Genomic DNA, 17,990 nt, shown 5'->3' with positions numbered 1-17,990 from the left:
GAGGCAAAATAATGAATCGCAAGCAATTAAATCAACACATTAAATTAGCAATTAAGTGGAGAAAATTCAAATCTGCGGAAGATTGTCAGTCTGGTTTTACAATCATTGAGTCTTTGATTGCCCTGGTAGTAGTGGCTATTCTCATGAGTGCGATCGCCCCTGTAATTGTCCTATCTGTTGCGACTCGTGTGCAATCGAAAAGGGTAGAGTCAGGAACACAAGCAGCTAGAGCATACCTTGATGGAGTTAGAGCTGGATCTATTGATGCACCAAAACACTTTAAACAATTAACAGAAGTAAATTCAACTACTAAAGTATATACCTCACAACGATTAGGTTTTGCTCAGGTTGCGGCTCCGAATGCTACTTTACCTAACTGTACTTCACCAACTAAGGGTTATTGTGCAGACACGGCTACTTCTAGTTTGTATTGCATAGATTTAGATGGCGGAGGTTGCACTAGCACTAGTAATAAAGACTTTATTCTACAAGCATTTCGTAGTAGCCCAAATGCTACTGCTGACGATCCAGATAAAGGTTATTTACTGGGAGTGAGAGTTTATAGAGCAGGTGGCTTTAAAGGAACAGGAACAACTCTCAAAACTCAGCAAGGTGGTTCTAAATCATCTACTTTTACAGGTGGTTTAGGCGATCGTCAAGCACCTGTATTTGAAACAGCTACAGAAATAGCTTCTAAAGCTACCAAATATCAAGATTACTGCGATCGTTTTGGTGGTTGTCAGCAGTAAAGCATTGATCGGTGATTTAGTGTTTTTGTATGCAAATAAAACAATGTTTAATATAAGGAAAATAGCTTGATGAAATATATACTGGCATATCTTCTCAAAATAAAAATACAGTCTAATCATAAAGAACAACAACAGGGTTTTACTCTGATTGAATTATTGGTCGCAATGATTTTAGCTGTTTTGGTGATCACACCCTTACTAACTTTCATGATCAATATTCTAGATACAGATCGCAGGGAACAGGCAAAAGCATCTTCCGAGCAAGAAGTTCAAGCAGCGGTAGATTATATTGCCAGGGATATGGAACAAGCAGTGTATATCTATGATGCAGATGGTATTTACGGTAAAACTGACGCAACTGATGCAACAAAAAGTATTAGGGGAATACTTAACCAGCTACCTACTCCAACTGAAACAACAAAAGTCCCTGTACTTGTTTTTTGGAAGCGTTACTTTTTAGGTAAAGATCAAAATGTGACAGTTGGAACCCAAAACAAGCGAGCTGGTTGTTTGGTGACACTTTCTGCTAGTGTGTGCAATGAGCAAGATTACATGCTTTATTCTTTAGTCGCATACTATTTAGTAAAAGATAATAGTGCTACTTGGAATTCCACGACTGCGAGAATTGAGCGATGGGAAATCAGAGATGGTATACGAGATTTAAGTGGTACGATTACTCGTTCTGAAACAATTAATACAAGTACACAAACTGTCAGGTACCTTCTAGCCCCTAGTTCTGGTTTTATGCCCTTCAATTTATCTTTAGAAGGTGATTTAAAGAAGAAATTAGGTACTTGGGTAAAACATTCAGATCCTTATGAAACTAGAGGAACAAGACCTACTCTGATAGATTTTGTAGATCAGACTACTATTGCTGATGGAGGAACAGGAATAGCACCAACTTGCGCTAGCGATGAGCAACAAGTTCCTCGCTATACTTCAACACCCGCAGCTTTACAAACTGGGAGTTTTTATGCTTGCGTTAACTCTAGTAAATATGTAGCAAGAGTATTTATTAGAGGTAATGCAAAAGCGAGATTTGAATCCGGTGCTAAATATAATTCTGAGAATTCTGAATATTTTCCTAAAGCAAGTATTAAAATAAAAGGTCGTGGCTTTTTGGGTGCTGAGTAATCTGGAAAAATATGGTAAATCAAATGTTATTAATTAATTTACAAAATTACCACATAAATAAGTTATTTTATTCTAATAAAAAATACTTCTTAAAAAACAAAGGTTCAATTAAACTTGATTCTCAATCATCTGGTGGATTCACTTTATTAGAGGTACTAGTCACGGTATTAATCATTGGTATTCTCTCAGCTATTGCGGCACCTAGTTGGCTAGCTTTCACAGATAGACAAAGAATAAATAAAGTGAATGATGAGGTTTTTGGAGGAATACAGGAAGCACAACGAGAAGCAAAAAAAACTAAGCGTAGCTATAGCGTTTGGTTTCGTGAAAGTAGTGGGAATGCAGAGTATAGTATTATGCCAACTAAAAAACCTGATAATACTGATTATGCTGCCACAGATATTACTGCATGGAAACCTCTGGGAGGGGAAGTTGGGGTAAAATCTAGAAAATTTTTATTACGAACAAACATGACAGCTAATAATACTGCTGGTCTTGTTACAACATCTAATAGCCTAGCAACAGCAAGAAAAATTACCTTTGATTATTTAGGTCTTTTATCTGAGGCAAATCTAGGAACAGCACCAACTGGTTCTGATGATCCACCAGGTTTACGGATTGTTGTTGCTATTCCCGATACTCCAAATTCTACTACCCCTGGTACAACTAAACGCTGTGTAATTGTCCAAACGCTTTTGGGTGGAATGCGAACAGCAAAGGACTCAGCGTGCAATAGTTAATTTCCACAACCAACTAGTTCAAAAAGATCAGTCATAATACTGAACATAAAACCTAGTATTAAGATTCAAAATTGATCTGTAAGATCGACTTTATCCATTTAAAAATAATGAATATTGATTTCACCGTCGCTGTGCCAACTTACAACGGCGAGAAACGCTTGCCAGAACTATTAGAAAGACTAAAAAATCAAATTAATACTGAAAATTTAACTTGGGAAATAATTATTGTTGATAATAACAGTACTGATAATACTGCTAAATTGGTCAAATCCTATCAAGAAAATTGGCAATTTCCTTATCAACTCAAATATTTACTAGAAACTAAGCAAGGTGCAGCCCATGCTCGTAAGTTGGCTGTTGCACAAGCAAAAGGCAAATTTATTGGGTTTCTGGATGATGATAATTACCCAGAATCTAATTGGGTTGCTAATGCTTATATTTTTGGGGAAAAATATCCCCAAGCGGGGGCTTTTGCTAGTCAAATACACCCAAATTGGGAAGTTAATCCCCCTGATAATTTTCAACGAATTACTCCATTTTTAGCAATTACTGAACGTGGAGATATGCCGCTATTATATGATCCTAAGGCTAATCTTTTACCTCCTTCGGCTGGTTTAGTTATACGTCAACAGGCTTGGTTGGAGAGTGTTCCAGAAACACAAATTTTAATTGGTAGAGTAGGTGGTAATATGCTAGCTGGGGAAGATTTAGAAATGCTTGCTTATATTCAAAAAGCAGGTTGGGAAATCTGGTATAACCCTGAGATGGAAATTTATCACCAAATTCCTCAATGGCGTTTACAAAGAGATTATTTAATTCCTTTTTTCCGAGGGATTGGTTTAAGTCGCTACGTAACTCGAATGGCAAGAATTAAACCTTGGATGAGACCATTTTTATCTCTTGCTTATATGGTGAATGATCTCAAAAGAGTGATTTTACATCTGATTAAATATCGCTGGCAGGTCAAAAGTGAGTTGGTTGCAGCTTGTGAACTGGAGCTATTTGTTAACAGTTTTATTAGTCCTTTTTATCTTTGGAAACGTGGGTATTTGAAGTGATAAGCCAAGCCCGTGCTGCGCGAACAGACTGAAGTCTGGGGCTACAGGTACAAAGCCTGCCTACGCAGGCTAATAAATAGTGTTTTTACGAAAGTGAGATGCTCCCTAGGGAACTCTTAACAAAGAACATACCCTTATTTTTTCCATTTTTTTACTAAAATAAATCTGAATGCAAGTTTTTTAAACCTCAAAACCTTATTTACTTGCATTTTCCCCGGATAAAAAATAGCGAAAGTGTTGATAAATAAATGTTTTATAGTTATTCAGCAAGTCCTAGGTAATTAATAAATTGTTCTGGAACTAATCTGTATTCTCCAGATTTAAAGCTGTTTATATTTACCCAAACTGCGGTTTTCTGGCGTTTACCTTCGGAAAAATTGATTGTTTCCAGTTCGTAGAATTTAGGGTCAACAAAATCGCATTCGTATACCTGAAAAATCTCATGTCCAGGTTTACCATTGAAGGTAAAGATATTTTCTAAACAGCCGATATAGCGAATATTTTTTAACTCTGCTTGAATTTCTTCTTGAAATTCCCGCTCTAAAGCTATTAAGCTAGTTTCACCAAAGTCTACACCGCCACCCATGGCACGATAAAAGGTGGTTTCTTTAACTGGATCGTATCCTTTGGAGACAAAAATTCTATCTCCATCACGGATTATTCCTAAAACTACAACCCGAATTTCGCCTTCTTTATGCATTTGATAATTAATTATTAGTTAGGATTTTCTCAAAAAGTCTTCTCGTGTGGGTAGGTGTAGCTAAGTAGATGGTTAGAAATAAACACAACTTCTTAAAAACTATTTTTGGCGGCTTCCGCCTCCAAAAAAGTTTCCGCTATGTAGCAGAGTATAAATTTACCTTAAACCCTTAAAACTACTCACTACTCACTATTCCCTACTCACTTCCCACAACCTACTTAAACTTGGGGATTTACCATCCTCCGGAAAACTGCTGCATGTCTACGCAATGACAAAACTGTACTTTTCGTGATGGAGGAGTTTTAATTGTCGTAATTATCGTATATGGATTCTGGACGGCTGTCGCTATCTTCAATTGACCAATCTGAGTTTTCACCACCAATAATTAATTCTTCGATGGTGACGTATTCTTGACTTAATTGGGTTAAAGCATTGATTAAAACGTCAAGCGCGATCGCATCCGAGGTTCCAAGGTCAAACCAGCATCTAGCCCATTCTCCCTCATACTCAAATCTTCCCATATTATGCATCAAAGCTTTGAGACTCTGCTGATACCCTTGTTGATAATAGTCCATGTAACTAAGTTCTAGCCCTGTATCCTGTACCTGCAAGTTTTCGGCATTAAAAGCACCCAACTTACCCAGGTAAAACCAAGAGTCAAAAGCTTCCTCAACGAACTGTTTTTCCCGTTGTGAAGGAACGTTACTAAATCTTAGCCAAATCCAGACATCGAAGGGATTTATCTCGCGGAACTGTACCAGCATTTCGGTTCATTATTACGACTGTGATCAATTATGTAGTTTTTGGCTCGCAACTAAACAAAAATATCACAAATACTAACTGGTTGTGCAATATTGAAAATGTATCCTTTTCTAAAACACTCATCCATGGGTATTGAGTAGGTGTCAAATGATGAGAAAATATTAAGTTAAAGATCATAAAACTTTAAATTTGCGCGTCATGGCTGAGATTCAATTTTCCAAAGGTATTACAGAAGAAGTTATTCCCGATGTCCGCTTAACGCGATCGCGTTCTGGTGAAAGTGGCACAGCTACGTTCTTTTTTCAAAATCCTAGAGCATTAGATGCTACCAGTACCGAAGAAATTACCGGGATGTACATGATTGATGAGGAGGGTGAAATTGTCACCCGCGAGGTTAAGGGCAAATTTGTGAATGGGAAGGCTGACGCTCTTGAAGCATTACATATCATGAAGTCTGTTGAAGAATGGGATCGTTTTATGCGTTTTATGGAGCGCTATGCCGAACAGAATGGTTTAGACTTAGACCAATAGTAAACGTAGTCAACATACTTCTAAGTTATGGGTTAGGAATTTCATTCCTAACTCCCCGCATATGGAACATCTTCCTCACCCAGATACCTCAACAATCAGCCTCAACTGTGGGGCAATTACCATCAGCGATACACGCACAACAGAAACAGATAAAAGCGGTAAATTAATTCAAGAATACCTCAGTCGTGATAGCCATAAAATTATGGCTTACATGATTTTGCCAGATGAACCAGCGCAAATTAAAAGTCAGATTCAGCAACTTTCCCAGCATCCAGGTATTGATGTCATCATCCTCAATGGTGGCACAGGTATTGCCCCCAGAGATACCACCTATGATGTAATTGAGCAACTCTTAGAAAAAACCTTACCCGGTTTTGGTGAACTCTTCAGATTTCTAAGTTATCAAGAAATTGCTTCCCGCGCGATCGCATCTCGTGCAACAGCTGGGATTTACCGTCAAAAACTAATTTTTTCCCTTCCTGGTTCTAGCAATGCCGTCAGTTTAGCGATGGAAAAGCTGATATTGCCGGAAATCGTCCATTTGGTGAAGCAGATGAAGGGATAGTATTCGAGTCAAAGCGAAGAACAAGCTGGCTGGTATCTATGGAAGCATTAGCAATTTAAGAGACGATTTTCTGCACAAACTCTCGACTCGTTTAATTAAAGAAAACTGTATCATCTGTATCAAAGATTTGCGACTTGCTAATATGCTCAAAAACCATAAACTCGATTTAACAATCATCTCTGAATTTTTACTCAAAATAGATGATGATATATATGGATTTAGGTTTTTTATAAGCTGAATAATAAACAAAAAGATTTGATCAAAACTATCTATAGCTATCGGCAAATACTTAATTTTCAGGAATACCGGAACTTACCCAGAATTCATAAATAACCAGGAATATCACTGACGTTAGTTGTGGAAAAAAGAACTAGACTTATATTTACCGTCAGATAAAAGTGCAAGGAGACGGGAGCATCTACTTTTAAAAAAATGAATCGAGTTTCATCTCCGTCTTGGCATCAAGTTCGCGCAGAGTTTCAAAATATTTGGGGTTATGAAGATTTTCGTTCACCTCAAGGAGAAATTATTCGTTGCTTATTAGCACGAAAAGATGCACTGGTACTCATGCCAACTGGTGGAGGAAAATCGATTTGTTTTCAGCTGCCAGCTTTACTCCAAACTGGATTGACGCTGGTGGTTTCCCCATTGGTTGCGTTGATGGAAAATCAAGTGCAGGAATTGCGTGAGAAAAAATTACCTGCCGCACTTTTACATAGTCAATTAACTTCGCCACAAAGACGAGAAGTTTTACAGAAATTAGAACAACAAAAGCTGAGATTACTATACTTATCACCGGAAACTTTACTAAGTCCACCTGTTTGGGAAAAGTTAATCCAACCGCAGCTAATTATTAACGCTATTATCCTAGATGAAGCTCATTGTTTGGTGCAGTGGGGCGATAGTTTTCGTTCGGCATACCGCAGATTAGGAGCAGTCCGTAAAGCTTTACTTGCAACCAAGCCAGTAGGAACAAAAATTAGCGTTGCGGCTTTTACTGCCACTGCCGAGCCTGCGGCTCAAAAGGTGATTCAAGAAGTATTAGAATTGCAACAGCCAGAAATTTTTAGTTTAAATTTATATCGTCCTAATTTGAATCCCCGTGTCCAAGTAATTTGGACACCTCAAGCAAGAAAACATAAGTTAATCAAGTTTATTCAAAGTCAAAAAAATCAATCTGGATTAGTTTATGTGCGAACAAGAAGCGATAGCGATAATTTAGCTATCTGGTTATCGGAAAAAGGATTAAATGTCAGTCCTTATCATGCAGGTTTAGATGCTGAGGAACGTCGAAAAATTGAGAGTAAATGGTTGAATGGAACACTACAATTTGTGGTATGTACAAATGCCTTTGGAATGGGTATTAATAAACCTGATGTTCGCTGGGTAGTACATTTTCATCCGCCGTCATTACTATCAGAATATGTTCAAGAAATTGGACGTGCTGGTAGGGATGGAAAATCAGCAGATTTATTAATGTTAGTGAGTGAACCGACTGGATGGTTGGATTCGGGAGATAAACAAAGACAGGAATTTTTTAGTAATCAGATATATCAACAGCAGCGAGAAGCGGAACAATTGGCGAAAAAATTACCTAAAAAAGGGGAAATTACCGCAGTGATGAAACAGTTCCCCAATAGTGCAAATAGTCTTTCATTACTACACCGGGATGGGTTGTTGAAATGGGTTGATCCTTTTAATTATGTGATGATTCAAGGTGGAAGAAAGCCGGAAAATATTCAGGAACATTCAGCTAAAAAAATGCGTAAATATTTTTATACTAAAACTTGCCGCTGGCAATTTTTGCTGAGTGCTTTTGGTTTTGAGAAGGAATTAGGTGGGTTTTGTGGACATTGCGATCGCTGTCGGCGCTAAATAACCTAAAATACTATTTGCTCATGGTTCAAAAATAATTAACAAATAAAATAAAATAAAATAAAAAGAGAGACGCGATATATCGCGTCTCTACAACGTTTCGGGTTTTATTTATGAACGTTATTTCCCGAAAATCTATCCAAATAATAACTAAATCTGCTGTAAAAACCGCAAATCGCTACTATATAACCGACGAATATCATCAATTTGATGCAGTACCATGGCAAAACGTTCTACACCGAAACCCGCAGCAAAACCAGTGTAAACTTCAGGATCGTAACCCACATTTTTTAATACGTTGGGGTCAACCATTCCACAACCCATCACTTCCAACCAGCGCCCATTCCATTGTAAATCGACTTCTGCGGAAGGTTCAGTAAAGGGAAAATAACTAGCGCGAAAACGAATTGGCAAATCGCCAAACATTTCCTGTAAAAATACCTTAATCGTCCCTTTGAGGTCGGTAAAAGTCAATCCCTCATCAATAGCTAAAAGCTCAATTTGATGGAATACAGCTGAGTGGGTAGCATCAACAGTATCACGACGATAAACGCGACCGGGAGCAACAACCCGTACCGGGGGTTCATCCGCTTCCATGTAACGAATTTGTACCGAGGAAGTGTGAGTCCGCAGGAGATTTCCATCACTGAGATAGAAAGTATCCTGCATATCCCGTGCTGGGTGATCTGGGGGTGTATTTAGTGCTTCAAAGTTATAATAGTCACTTTCCATTTCTGGACCTTGAGCTACTGTGTATCCTAGCCCGACAAATATGTCTAATGCGCGGTCAACAATGCCATTGAGGGGGTGAACACGACCTTGAGGACGAAAAACACCAGGCATAGACACATCTAGGGTTTCTGCCTCTAGCTGGGCGCGGATTTTGACCGATTCTAAACTGGTGCGTTGGCGTTCGAGACTAGTTTGAATAGCCTCTTTGACTGTATTAGCGATCGCTCCAATTTTCGGCTTCTCTTCTGGCGGGAGTTTGCCCATCATTCCTAAAATTACAGAAAGTTGACCCTTTTTACCCAGGTAACTTAAGCGTAATTCTTCCAAACGTTCCAGCGAATCCGCTTCGGCGATGGCATTTTCTCCATCATGACGCAGTGCTTCTAGTTGAGCCTCAAGATTACTAAGACTGTTGCTCATGCTTGTTGATTATCAATTAATATTCAAAACTACTACAGCAACAGTGATTTTCCTGACTGTTTACTATGTTTTCCAGTTTAAATGCTCTTGGTTAATTTCTGACAATGGGGAACAGGGAACAGTGAACAGTATTTTTGTGAGTATTTTGACGTTAATTTAGGCAGATAGAAGGTATTGGGCTTTATGTTATGACTATTTAGGCGATACTGTTGTAGTCAATTTAGTTACAAGCTGTTGTATACAGACTGTTGATAAATTCCGCACTTTTATCTTACTTAACTTAAACTTAACTCACCGATGAAACTACTAATTAGTAACGATGATGGGGTTTTTGCCTTGGGTATCCGCACCCTTGCCAACACTTTAGCACAGGCAGGTCACGAAGTTACCGTGGTTTGTCCAGATAGAGAGCGTTCAGCTACGGGACATGGATTAACTTTACACCAACCAATTCGGGCGGAAATTGTGGAATCAATTTTCCATCCCCAAATTAAAGCTTGGGCTTGTGACGGTACACCCTCAGATTGTGTCAAGCTGGCGCTGTGGGCATTATTGGATACACCTCCTGATTTGGTGCTTTCAGGAATTAATCATGGTGCTAATCTGGGTACAGAAATTCTTTATTCTGGTACTGTATCCGCAGCAATGGAAGGGGTAATTGAAGGTATTCCCGCAATTGCTTTCAGTTTGGCTAGTCACACTGTGACAGAATTTCAACCTGCTGCAAATTTTGCTCAAACCTTAGTGGCAAAATTAACCGAAAAACCCCTAACTGATTTGATGTTATTGAATGTGAATATTCCGCCCGTAGGATCTGAGGAAATTTGCGGAGTGAAGCTTACACGTCAAGGGGTACGGCGTTATGTTGATGTGTTTAACAAACGGATCGATCCTCGTGGTAAAACTTATTACTGGCTTACTGGAGAGGTGCTAGAAGATGTGGAACCACCAGAAACGTTGGAATTACCAAAGAATGTGCCAATTGATGTACATGCAATTCGAGACAACTATATCAGTATTACGCCGTTACAATATAATTTGACCTACTCCAAAGGTTTGAGTCAATTAAGTAGTTTGGATTTTTAATCACCAAAGGGAATTAAGATTTTTAACTTACTCCCAGAAGTTGGTAATACTGTAAGTGTGAATCGTTCCTTGTAGCATATATCACTAACTGTAGTTATTCTGAAGATAGATATTAATTTGAGATAAATCTCTGGGTAGTATCTTCTAGAGTAGGGGCATCAAAAAAACTAAGTTATAAATTTAGGAGAAGTTGTTAACATTGTTTCATTATTTTTCCAGCATTCGCACTAAATCGACAAAGAGGCAATAATGAGCTTACACCCTTGCCTTTTGTACCACCAGTTACTTAGGCTTGATTTGTGAGAAATATTGCAAATGATGTGAAGTTTTTCTCACAAACACGATTATCTGTGATTCCGTCTGAATTGAAGTAAATATACTTCTAAAAAATTGTATTGTTCGCCCGCTTAATCTTTGCTAGTCAAGACGCATGTTTAGGATAGAAAACCAGTTCAATGTAAATTTTTGGGGAGTTCGCGGCAGTATCCCCTGTCCGGGTTCAAACACTGTACGTTACGGTGGAAATACCCCTTGCGTTGAGATGCAAGTGGGCGGCAACCATTTAGTTTTCGATGGTGGTACAGGACTCCATGTTTTGGGACAATCGATGCTCAAAAAAATGCCAGCATCAGCTCATATATTTTTTACCCATTCCCACTGGGATCATATGCAGGGTTTTCCCTTTTTCTCGCCAGGATTTGTAAAAGGGAATCACTTCTTTATCTATGGTGCGATCGCACCTGACGGATCAACCGTGGAACAGCGTCTGAATGACCAAATGTTACACCCAAATTTTCCTGTTCCTTTGCAAATTATGCAAGCAGATTTGGATTTTTGTGATGTAACTCCAGGAGAATCCATCAAAATCGATGATATTGTCGTGGAGACAGCACCCCTTAACCATCCTGGGGAAGCTGTGGGCTACCGTGTCAACTGGCGAGGTGGTGCTGCTACATATATTACCGATACAGAGCATTACGCTGACAGAATGGACGAAAATGTTCTTTGGTTAGCGCGAAATGCCGATGTTTTAATTTACGATTCCACCTATACCGATGAAGAGTACCATTCCCCCAATTCCCCAAAAATTGGCTGGGGACACTCAACCTGGCAAGAAGCAGTGAAAATTGCCCAAGCTGCCAACGTTAAAAATTTAGTCATATTTCATCATGATCCAGCCCATGATGATGATTTTTTAGATAATGTCGGTAGACAAGCAAAAGAAAAATTCTCAGGTGCAATGATGGCAAAGGAAGGAATGGTGATACCTGTAGAAGTTTCAGCCCCACTATCAAGAGAAATTTCTGTTAACTAGCACTATTTCAAAGCTTGAGAATAGAAGCAGTTGGGAATTTTAGATTAGATTGGAGATTGAGAGCTGTAAAAGTTTTTGGGTCAAAGTCAAGGGTCGGCAAATAAAAATTACGCTTTTGACTATGAACTATCTGACTATTGACTTAGCTCAATAAACCTCAAATCCCCAAATCGACGTGCTAAATCTGTCTCAAAACGGGTGTTCTGTGTGGGTTACATCTTCGACTGAACTGGCTTTAACACCGAATGCGATCGCCCTTGGTAAATTTGATGGTGTCCATCGAGGTCATCAGCAGGTTATCCAACCGATTATCAAAGCATCTGGAGTGGAAGGAACAGAAAGTCACTCCACAGTCGTCACCTTCAACCCACATCCGCAGGAATTTTTTAGCGGTACACCCCGCGCATTACTCACACCCCTTGACGAAAAAGTGCAGAAACTGCGATCGCTTGGAGTTGAACAATTAATCCTCCTCCCTTTTGATCGGGAATTATGCGCCCTTAGTCCTCAAGAATTTGTTGAAAAAATTCTCATTAATCAACTTCAAGCCACCCAGATTAGCGTTGGTGAGGATTTTTGCTTCGGTTCTCAACGTAGTGGTACGGCTTTGGATCTACAAGCGATCGCATCCAAGTACAATATCCCTGTCACCGTATCCCCTCTCCAAACCTACGATAGCACCATCCCCGCAGAAGATACCCGCATCAGCACCTCGGTGATCCGCCAACTCCTCGAACTCGGCGACATTCAAAGGGCAAATCGACTGCTTGGTTATTCTTACACCCTCATTGGTACAGTCATCCAGGGAAAACAAATCGGCAGAACTATCGATTTTCCTACCGCTAACCTGCAACTACCTTCAGATAAATTTCTCCCTCGTAAAGGAGTTTATGCTGTCCGTGTTTATCAATTTATTGAGACATCTGATACAACTCAACATATTGGTTTTGGGGTGATGAATATTGGTAATCGCCCCACGGTCAACGGTGTTCAAACAACGACTGAAGTACATCTACTTGACTGGTCAGGTGATCTATACGACCAAAAACTCACAATAGAACTCCAAGATTTTCTCCGCCCCGAACGCAAATTTCCTTCCCTAGCAGATCTCAAAACCCAAATTCAACAGGATGCTCAAAACGCTAAAACATTTTTTCACATCTAAGTGTTCGTTTTCTCAACTTGCGGGAACACTAAACACAGGACTCAAGAAGTAAAGCTAGGGCACGGCATCTGTCGCGCCCTTACCTAATTTTACCAGTTATCAGTTACCAGTTATCAGTTCAAGCTACTTTGAACCTAGTGTAGTTTTTATCAAGTATATTATTTCACCCCTGTTCACTGTTCTCTGTTCCCTGATTTAGCAGACGTTATTCATTATTGCCGGCAGAAATATGAGAGAAAAAATTGCAGCTTTAACCGAAAATCTTGCTCTTACCATCGTCGGTAAAAGTGAAGCAATACGTCTGGTAATGGTTGCCCTTTTCGGGGGGGGTCATGCACTTCTCGAAGATGTTCCCGGTGTTGGTAAAACTCTCTTGGCAAAATCCTTAGCACGTTCGATAGATGGGAAATTTCAGCGGATTCAATGTACCCCCGACCTCTTACCAACAGATATCACAGGTACAAATATTTGGAACCCCAAAAACGGGGAATTTCTCTTTCTTTCTGGTCCAGTATTCACAAATATTCTCCTTGCTGACGAAATCAACCGTGCCACACCTCGCACCCAATCAGCACTCCTGGAAGTCATGGAAGAATATCAAGTCACAATTGATGGTATTTCTCGCCCTGTTTCCTCGCCTTTTTTTGTAATTGCCACCCAAAACCCCATCGAATACCAGGGTACGTTTCCCCTTCCAGAAGCACAGATGGACAGATTTATGCTGTCTTTAAGTTTGGGTTATCCCAGCATTGACGAAGAATTACAAATGTTGCAACGCCAACAAAACGATCAGGTAATCTCTAACTTAGAGCCTTGCATTACACTCCATGAAGTGGAACAAATTCGCCAAGCATGTAAACAAGTTAAAGTTGATACTTCTCTCCAACAGTACATGCTGGAATTAGTGCGGGCAACTAGACAAGATGAAGAAATTATGCTGGGAGTTAGTCCACGGGGAACCGCATCACTACAACGGGCAACTCAAGCACTAGCTTTCATTTCTGGACGTGATTATGCCATCCCTGATGATGTGAAATTTTTAGCACCCCATGTTTTGTGTCACCGGATGATTCCCATCAGTGGACGTAGAAGCAGAACTGTTATGGAACGAATATTAAGGGCTGTTTTCATACCTTAGACTCGTTGGTAGCGGATGCGTAAGCATCCCGCTTTTTGAATCCCCAGGCTTCTAGCCTACGGGGAAGAGTGCAAAACTGGGATGCTCTGTTTTGTTTAGCTACTTGCTTACTAAACTAATTGGACTTTCCAGAGATAGGACATAAACACTACTTTGAGGAATTTGGACAACGCGAGTATTTTCAGCGGAACGTAAACCAGAAACTAAGCCGATGGCGCTTCCTAGCATTGCACCTCTGTCAAATTTTTCTGGATCTCCATTACTTACAGCACCCAAGGCACTACCACCAATTCTTCCCCAAATGGAGCCGTTTTCTACAGCTTTATCATTGGCACGTTTGTGGGTAATTGTAGTGCCTGGAATCATTTGACTTGAGGCTTTAATTTTTACAATTCGACCTTTAACTACTAAAGATTGAGCAATAATTTGTACACCACCTTTAGTTGGTTTCAAAACAATAGAAACAGGTGTATTTTCGGGAACTACAACGTTACCTCGACTATCTTGAATTGCTTGTGAAAGTGGAACAGTTAAAGGGAATTCTTGCTTTTGTCCAGCATCAACTGTTATCGGTGCAGGGAAGGAAATAATAATTGCTACATCCTGAGGAATTGTCACATCTTGGCTAATTGCTTGAGTTACGGGTTCAGCAACGGGAGTAGTTTGGGCAATGCTAGGTAAGGTGACGGCATTAAGTAAAGAAATAGAAGTAACAAGAGTAAATAATATTTGCTTTTTCATAATAAAAATTTCCCGGAAAGTTTCAGATTTGTTTCTCTTCACTTACCTGTATGTTTGTCTTGACTCCTTTATGCAAGAAATCATCAAAACCTAAAATCCTATCCACCGAATCAAGCTAAAAATAACTGCACTCAATCCTGCACTAGCTGGAAGTGTAATTACCCAAGCGGCAGCAATCCCTTTGAGAGTGGAAAATTGAATTGACTTGAAATCTTTGACTAAACCAATACCCACAACCCCCCCAACCAAAGCATGGGAAGTGGAAACAGGCAAACCAAAACGGGAAGCGAGTAAAATTGTGGTTGCGGTTGCCAATTCTGCACAAAAGCCACTACTGGGTTGTAAAGTAATGATGCTTTCGCCGATGGTGGCAATTACTTTTTTACCGAGAATTGCCAATCCGGTAACGATCCCCATAGCTCCAATTAGCATTATCCATAACGGTATTTCAATTCCGGCAGTGGGAACAGCATGGTTTTTGATAGTATATATGATGGTTGCCAATGGCGCGATCGCATTACCCACATCATTAGAACCATGGGCAAAGGCGACAAAGCAAGCACTTAATACTTGATACCGGGCAAAGAGTCTTTCGATGGGGTTTTCAATTGCTGGTTTTTCAAGGTTATTTTCACTTTCGGTAACTTTGAGTTGTTGCCAACCAGAAACTGTTAAGCCAAATACAACTAATCCACCGATTAATAGGGAAATATCATGTTGTGGTATCTGTATTCCAAGTTTGTCACCCAATAATTCTGTAATTGGCTGAGTCAAAGTTGGCAAGACAATCACACCAAAAGCCCCAATTAAAGCTGTGCTTAACCAAGGAATCCACTCGTTGAGTTGCGTGAGTTGATTTGGTTGCTGCAAAATCCAACGTTGAATTTGACTATAAAATAAAGCCGCGATAATTCCACTGATAACTGGGGTTAATACCCAACCCACGGTAATTGTACCAATAGAAGACCACGCGATCGCTTTACCGCCCAAAGCCACTCCACTGAATCCTGCGATCGCGCCCACCACCGCATGGGATGATGATACTGGCAAACCCCTCGCTGTTGCTATCTGTAACCATAATCCACAAGCTATTAATACGGATATCATTCCAGTAATTAATGATTGGGGTGAATTTGCGAATAATTCCGGATTAGCCACATTTGTGGATAAAGTCTCCGTAACTTCACGCCCAAATAATGCTGCACCTGCAAATTCTAATACACCAGCTACAATCAAAGCTTGCTTTAATGTTATCGCTTTAGAACCTACCGAAGTCCCCATCGCGTTAGCAACATCATTTGCACCAAGGTTAAATGCAAGATAAAAAGCCAGAATAATAACGAAAGTAATTAACATTTTTGGCAATAATCAATATGTAGAGACGCGATATGTCACGTCTCTCTTTATATTTAACAATAACTACTATATAGGATTGATAAATAATTACTTTAATTTATGAAACAGACGTAGGGTGCGTTATCACGAAGTGTAACGCACCAAAATCCGGAAGACGGTGCGTTAGGCTAAAGCCATAATACACCCTACATACACTTAATTTTTTAAGTGCAAGGAACAGGCTACGTCAAAAAGAATCAAATCTGATTCCTATATATCTAGTAGTTATAATTTTTTGATGATTTATACAGCAAAACTAGAGTTTTTCAATCTACGTTTCCAACAAATTAAGAAAACTCCTATTTTTTCTGAGGAATCACACATCGCATTCCACTTTTTGCACCCATAACGTCTCCTCCATAGCGAGGAACTATATGAATACTAACATGCATCATATTCTGACCAGCTTCTCGATTAACATTCATGCCCACATTAAAACCATCAGGTTTAAATTCCTGGTTGAGAATTTCCTGAACCTTATTCACCATTAACCAACATGCTGATTGTTCTTTAAAGGGTAAATCGAAGTAATTACTAACATGACGTTTAGGTATTACCAAGGTATGCCCATTACTAAGTGGGTAGCCGTCAAGTATGGCATAAGCGGTTGCAGACTCTGTAATTAATTTCAGGTTTTGACGGGGGTTGCAAAATAGGCAATTATTGGATGAATTTCTTTGATAGTTATAATGTGTATATTCGTATATTTCGTAATTTTCTTCTAACTTAAGAGATTTAAATGGCAGTTTAACAATACATTGATATGTTGGCTTTTTGTGAACATAATGTTCTCTAAATCCTTCCTTTTTGATATCTCTTCTTACTGCATAGTAGGCTTTACCTCCTGGTTTGAGTAAATGTGAAATTGCCATCAATACATTTGATTGTTGTTCAGTAAACAAAACATTTAATACATAACAGCAAACTATTGTATCAAATTTATTTTCAGGATAGTCTGGAAAGTAATGAGGATCATACCCATTAATTTTAAACCCTTTTTTCTGAAGTAACTTTACATCATTACCAAAGCCACAACCAAAGTCAAGAATCTCACCTTTAAGTAAATTATTTTCTAATAAAAACTGTATTGGCAGTGATAAATTTATCCTTTCTATTGCCGTCAAATGGCTAAAATTATTTTTTTGCTTGAGCATACTTAAAAGATTATTATTTTCAAAGCAACTATGATTTACTAAATATTTATTTGAAACTTAATCTAATACAGTATTACTCTAATATCTCAATTATGACAAGTATTAATTATCTTGCGTATGTTTTACGTATTTTTACAGGTATTCATCAAAGTATTTGCTTCAAACTTAATAGCAATGAATCAAAAAATACATTCAGAGAAAATTATTAAATACTTGCAAAAGAATACTGTTTAACAACTATATTTTCTGTTTTAGTCTATATAAACTAATAACCCTAAACTCTGCCAGTAAATTAGCTCAGAGTTGACTTACATCTCCCTTCAAAACGGTGAAAATATTATGCCTCAGGTCTCAGAATCAATCCAAGCTTACCAAGATGCTAAAATAACCTTAGATCAAGCAATTAATGAAGCAGTCATTGAAGCCCGTGCAACCTGCGAAATTAAAGGAAAATATTCCCCAGAATGTGCAGTGGTTTGGGATATTGTAGAGGAATTACAAGCAGAGCGATCGCATCGTCAACAGGAGAACCGAATTCCCACATCCCTCGACTATTACTGCCACTTTCACCCTGAAGCTGATGAGTGTCGCATTTATGATGTCTAAGTAGTACTTGGATATAAATAATCTATGTAGGGTGCAGAAAACATAAAACTGTATTTGAATTTTGAGAAAAAATATAACGTTTCTTAACGCACCGTTCTATTTGGTGCGTTATTTATTGACTTAG

Annotated in this window: 19 protein-coding genes; 13 read left to right on the top strand and 6 right to left on the bottom strand. The window is 39.0% G+C overall.

The genetic code is table 11. The features are described from left to right. Positions 1-11: 11 nt before the first annotated feature. The 4 genes from hpsB to hpsE all read left to right on the top strand — a co-directional run bounded on the left by hpsB (position 12) and on the right by hpsE (position 3,681). Entirely contained in the window at positions 12-749 is a 738-nt protein-coding gene (gene hpsB, locus CAL6303_RS20650) for a hormogonium polysaccharide secretion pseudopilin HpsB (RefSeq protein WP_015199774.1), read from the top strand. 69 nt (positions 750-818) lie between these two features. Next, positions 819-1,883, top strand: a complete 1,065-nt coding sequence (gene hpsC / locus CAL6303_RS20645) for a hormogonium polysaccharide secretion pseudopilin HpsC (protein ID WP_015199773.1) — start codon at positions 819-821, stop codon at positions 1,881-1,883. Positions 1,884-1,894: 11 nt separating this feature from the next. Next, a complete protein-coding gene (locus CAL6303_RS20640) occupies positions 1,895-2,623 on the top strand; it encodes a Tfp pilus assembly protein FimT/FimU (protein ID WP_015199772.1) in 729 nt (242 codons plus the stop codon). A 107-nt stretch (positions 2,624-2,730) separates the two neighbouring features. Continuing rightward, the gene (gene hpsE, locus CAL6303_RS20635; protein ID WP_015199771.1) at positions 2,731-3,681 is read left to right on the top strand and encodes a hormogonium polysaccharide biosynthesis glycosyltransferase HpsE; all 951 of its coding nucleotides are present in this window, start codon (positions 2,731-2,733) and stop codon (positions 3,679-3,681) included. A gap of 259 nt (positions 3,682-3,940) precedes the next feature. On the opposite strand, the gene CAL6303_RS20630 is transcribed toward hpsE, so the two are convergent. Then, positions 3,941-4,381 (bottom strand): NUDIX hydrolase, encoded by a 441-nt coding sequence (locus tag CAL6303_RS20630; protein WP_015199770.1) that lies wholly within the window; start codon positions 4,379-4,381, stop codon positions 3,941-3,943. A 302-nt stretch (positions 4,382-4,683) separates the two neighbouring features. Then, entirely contained in the window at positions 4,684-5,145 is a 462-nt protein-coding gene (locus tag CAL6303_RS20625) for a DUF3531 family protein (protein WP_015199769.1), read from the bottom strand. 196 nt (positions 5,146-5,341) lie between these two features. Here CAL6303_RS20625 and psb28 point away from each other — a divergent pair, with 196 nt between their 5' ends. The 4 genes from psb28 (at position 5,342) to CAL6303_RS20610 (ending at position 8,114) form a co-directional block, all read left to right on the top strand. Then, positions 5,342-5,674: a photosystem II reaction center protein Psb28 gene (gene psb28 / locus CAL6303_RS20620; protein WP_015199768.1), complete on the top strand. Its 333-nt coding sequence runs from the start codon at positions 5,342-5,344 to the stop codon at positions 5,672-5,674. 61 nt (positions 5,675-5,735) lie between these two features. After that, positions 5,736-6,239 (top strand): molybdenum cofactor biosynthesis protein B, encoded by a 504-nt coding sequence (locus CAL6303_RS20615; protein ID WP_015199767.1) that lies wholly within the window; start codon positions 5,736-5,738, stop codon positions 6,237-6,239. Between the two features lies 1 nt (position 6,240). Beyond that, positions 6,241-6,477, top strand: a complete 237-nt coding sequence (locus CAL6303_RS29445; protein WP_083866332.1) for a transposase — start codon at positions 6,241-6,243, stop codon at positions 6,475-6,477. Positions 6,478-6,671: 194 nt separating this feature from the next. Then, positions 6,672-8,114 carry a RecQ family ATP-dependent DNA helicase gene (locus CAL6303_RS20610; RefSeq protein WP_015199766.1) on the top strand — a complete coding sequence of 481 codons (1,443 nt, stop codon included), beginning with the start codon at positions 6,672-6,674 and terminating at the stop codon, positions 8,112-8,114. Between the two features lie 150 nt (positions 8,115-8,264). Here the strand turns inward: CAL6303_RS20610 and pheS are convergent, their stop codons facing one another. Continuing rightward, complete coding sequence (pheS, locus tag CAL6303_RS20605; RefSeq protein ID WP_015199765.1) at positions 8,265-9,266, bottom strand: phenylalanine--tRNA ligase subunit alpha; 1,002 nt, start codon at positions 9,264-9,266, stop codon at positions 8,265-8,267. A 297-nt stretch (positions 9,267-9,563) separates the two neighbouring features. Between pheS and surE the strand changes: the two genes are divergently transcribed. The 4 genes from surE (at position 9,564) to CAL6303_RS20585 (ending at position 13,970) form a co-directional block, all read left to right on the top strand. After that, on the top strand, positions 9,564-10,352 hold the full coding sequence (gene surE / locus CAL6303_RS20600) for a 5'/3'-nucleotidase SurE (protein WP_015199764.1): 789 nt from the start codon (positions 9,564-9,566) through the stop codon (positions 10,350-10,352). A gap of 430 nt (positions 10,353-10,782) precedes the next feature. Then, positions 10,783-11,667, top strand: coding sequence for an MBL fold metallo-hydrolase (locus CAL6303_RS20595; RefSeq protein WP_015199763.1), 885 nt, complete (start codon positions 10,783-10,785; stop codon positions 11,665-11,667). Between the two features lie 175 nt (positions 11,668-11,842). After that, the gene (locus CAL6303_RS20590; RefSeq protein WP_015199762.1) at positions 11,843-12,832 is read left to right on the top strand and encodes a bifunctional riboflavin kinase/FAD synthetase; all 990 of its coding nucleotides are present in this window, start codon (positions 11,843-11,845) and stop codon (positions 12,830-12,832) included. Positions 12,833-13,061: 229 nt separating this feature from the next. After that, positions 13,062-13,970 (top strand): AAA family ATPase, encoded by a 909-nt coding sequence (locus CAL6303_RS20585; RefSeq protein WP_015199761.1) that lies wholly within the window; start codon positions 13,062-13,064, stop codon positions 13,968-13,970. A 99-nt stretch (positions 13,971-14,069) separates the two neighbouring features. Here the strand turns inward: CAL6303_RS20585 and CAL6303_RS20580 are convergent, their stop codons facing one another. The 3 genes from CAL6303_RS20580 to CAL6303_RS20570 form a co-directional block, all read right to left on the bottom strand. Beyond that, entirely contained in the window at positions 14,070-14,711 is a 642-nt protein-coding gene (locus tag CAL6303_RS20580) for a hypothetical protein (RefSeq protein ID WP_015199760.1), read from the bottom strand. 90 nt (positions 14,712-14,801) lie between these two features. After that, positions 14,802-16,067 carry an inorganic phosphate transporter gene (locus CAL6303_RS20575; RefSeq protein ID WP_015199759.1) on the bottom strand — a complete coding sequence of 422 codons (1,266 nt, stop codon included), beginning with the start codon at positions 16,065-16,067 and terminating at the stop codon, positions 14,802-14,804. Between the two features lie 338 nt (positions 16,068-16,405). After that, a complete protein-coding gene (locus CAL6303_RS20570) occupies positions 16,406-17,260 on the bottom strand; it encodes a bifunctional class I SAM-dependent methyltransferase/HIT family protein (protein ID WP_015199758.1) in 855 nt (284 codons plus the stop codon). 339 nt (positions 17,261-17,599) lie between these two features. Here CAL6303_RS20570 and CAL6303_RS20565 point away from each other — a divergent pair, with 339 nt between their 5' ends. Next, the gene (locus tag CAL6303_RS20565; RefSeq protein ID WP_015199757.1) at positions 17,600-17,866 is read left to right on the top strand and encodes a Calvin cycle protein CP12; all 267 of its coding nucleotides are present in this window, start codon (positions 17,600-17,602) and stop codon (positions 17,864-17,866) included. Positions 17,867-17,990: the final 124 nt, after the last annotated feature.

The sequence above is a fragment of the Calothrix sp. PCC 6303 genome, assembly GCF_000317435.1.
Classification (GTDB): Bacteria; Cyanobacteriota; Cyanobacteriia; order Cyanobacteriales; family Nostocaceae; genus PCC-6303.
The sequence above is the reverse complement of the archived record's forward strand: the minus strand, read 5'-3'. Positions and strand labels throughout refer to the sequence as shown.

Bases quoted from the DNA above. Each gene is read 5' to 3' on its own strand.
- hpsB (WP_015199774.1), top strand. From the start codon at position 12: ATGAATCGCAAGCAATTAAATCAACACATTAAATTAGCAATTAAGTGG.
- hpsC (WP_015199773.1), top strand. From the start codon at position 819: ATGAAATATATACTGGCATATCTTCTCAAAATAAAAATACAGTCTAAT.
- CAL6303_RS20640 (WP_015199772.1), top strand. From the start codon at position 1,895: ATGGTAAATCAAATGTTATTAATTAATTTACAAAATTACCACATAAAT.
- hpsE (WP_015199771.1), top strand. From the start codon at position 2,731: ATGAATATTGATTTCACCGTCGCTGTGCCAACTTACAACGGCGAGAAA.
- CAL6303_RS20630 (WP_015199770.1), bottom strand. From the start codon at position 4,381: ATGCATAAAGAAGGCGAAATTCGGGTTGTAGTTTTAGGAATAATCCGT.
- CAL6303_RS20625 (WP_015199769.1), bottom strand. From the start codon at position 5,145: ATGCTGGTACAGTTCCGCGAGATAAATCCCTTCGATGTCTGGATTTGG.
- psb28 (WP_015199768.1), top strand. From the start codon at position 5,342: ATGGCTGAGATTCAATTTTCCAAAGGTATTACAGAAGAAGTTATTCCC.
- CAL6303_RS20615 (WP_015199767.1), top strand. From the start codon at position 5,736: ATGGAACATCTTCCTCACCCAGATACCTCAACAATCAGCCTCAACTGT.
- CAL6303_RS20610 (WP_015199766.1), top strand. From the start codon at position 6,672: ATGAATCGAGTTTCATCTCCGTCTTGGCATCAAGTTCGCGCAGAGTTT.
- pheS (WP_015199765.1), bottom strand. From the start codon at position 9,266: ATGAGCAACAGTCTTAGTAATCTTGAGGCTCAACTAGAAGCACTGCGT.
- surE (WP_015199764.1), top strand. From the start codon at position 9,564: ATGAAACTACTAATTAGTAACGATGATGGGGTTTTTGCCTTGGGTATC.
- CAL6303_RS20595 (WP_015199763.1), top strand. From the start codon at position 10,783: ATGTTTAGGATAGAAAACCAGTTCAATGTAAATTTTTGGGGAGTTCGC.
- CAL6303_RS20585 (WP_015199761.1), top strand. From the start codon at position 13,062: ATGAGAGAAAAAATTGCAGCTTTAACCGAAAATCTTGCTCTTACCATC.
- CAL6303_RS20580 (WP_015199760.1), bottom strand. From the start codon at position 14,711: ATGAAAAAGCAAATATTATTTACTCTTGTTACTTCTATTTCTTTACTT.
- CAL6303_RS20575 (WP_015199759.1), bottom strand. From the start codon at position 16,067: ATGTTAATTACTTTCGTTATTATTCTGGCTTTTTATCTTGCATTTAAC.
- CAL6303_RS20570 (WP_015199758.1), bottom strand. From the start codon at position 17,260: ATGCTCAAGCAAAAAAATAATTTTAGCCATTTGACGGCAATAGAAAGG.
- CAL6303_RS20565 (WP_015199757.1), top strand. From the start codon at position 17,600: ATGCCTCAGGTCTCAGAATCAATCCAAGCTTACCAAGATGCTAAAATA.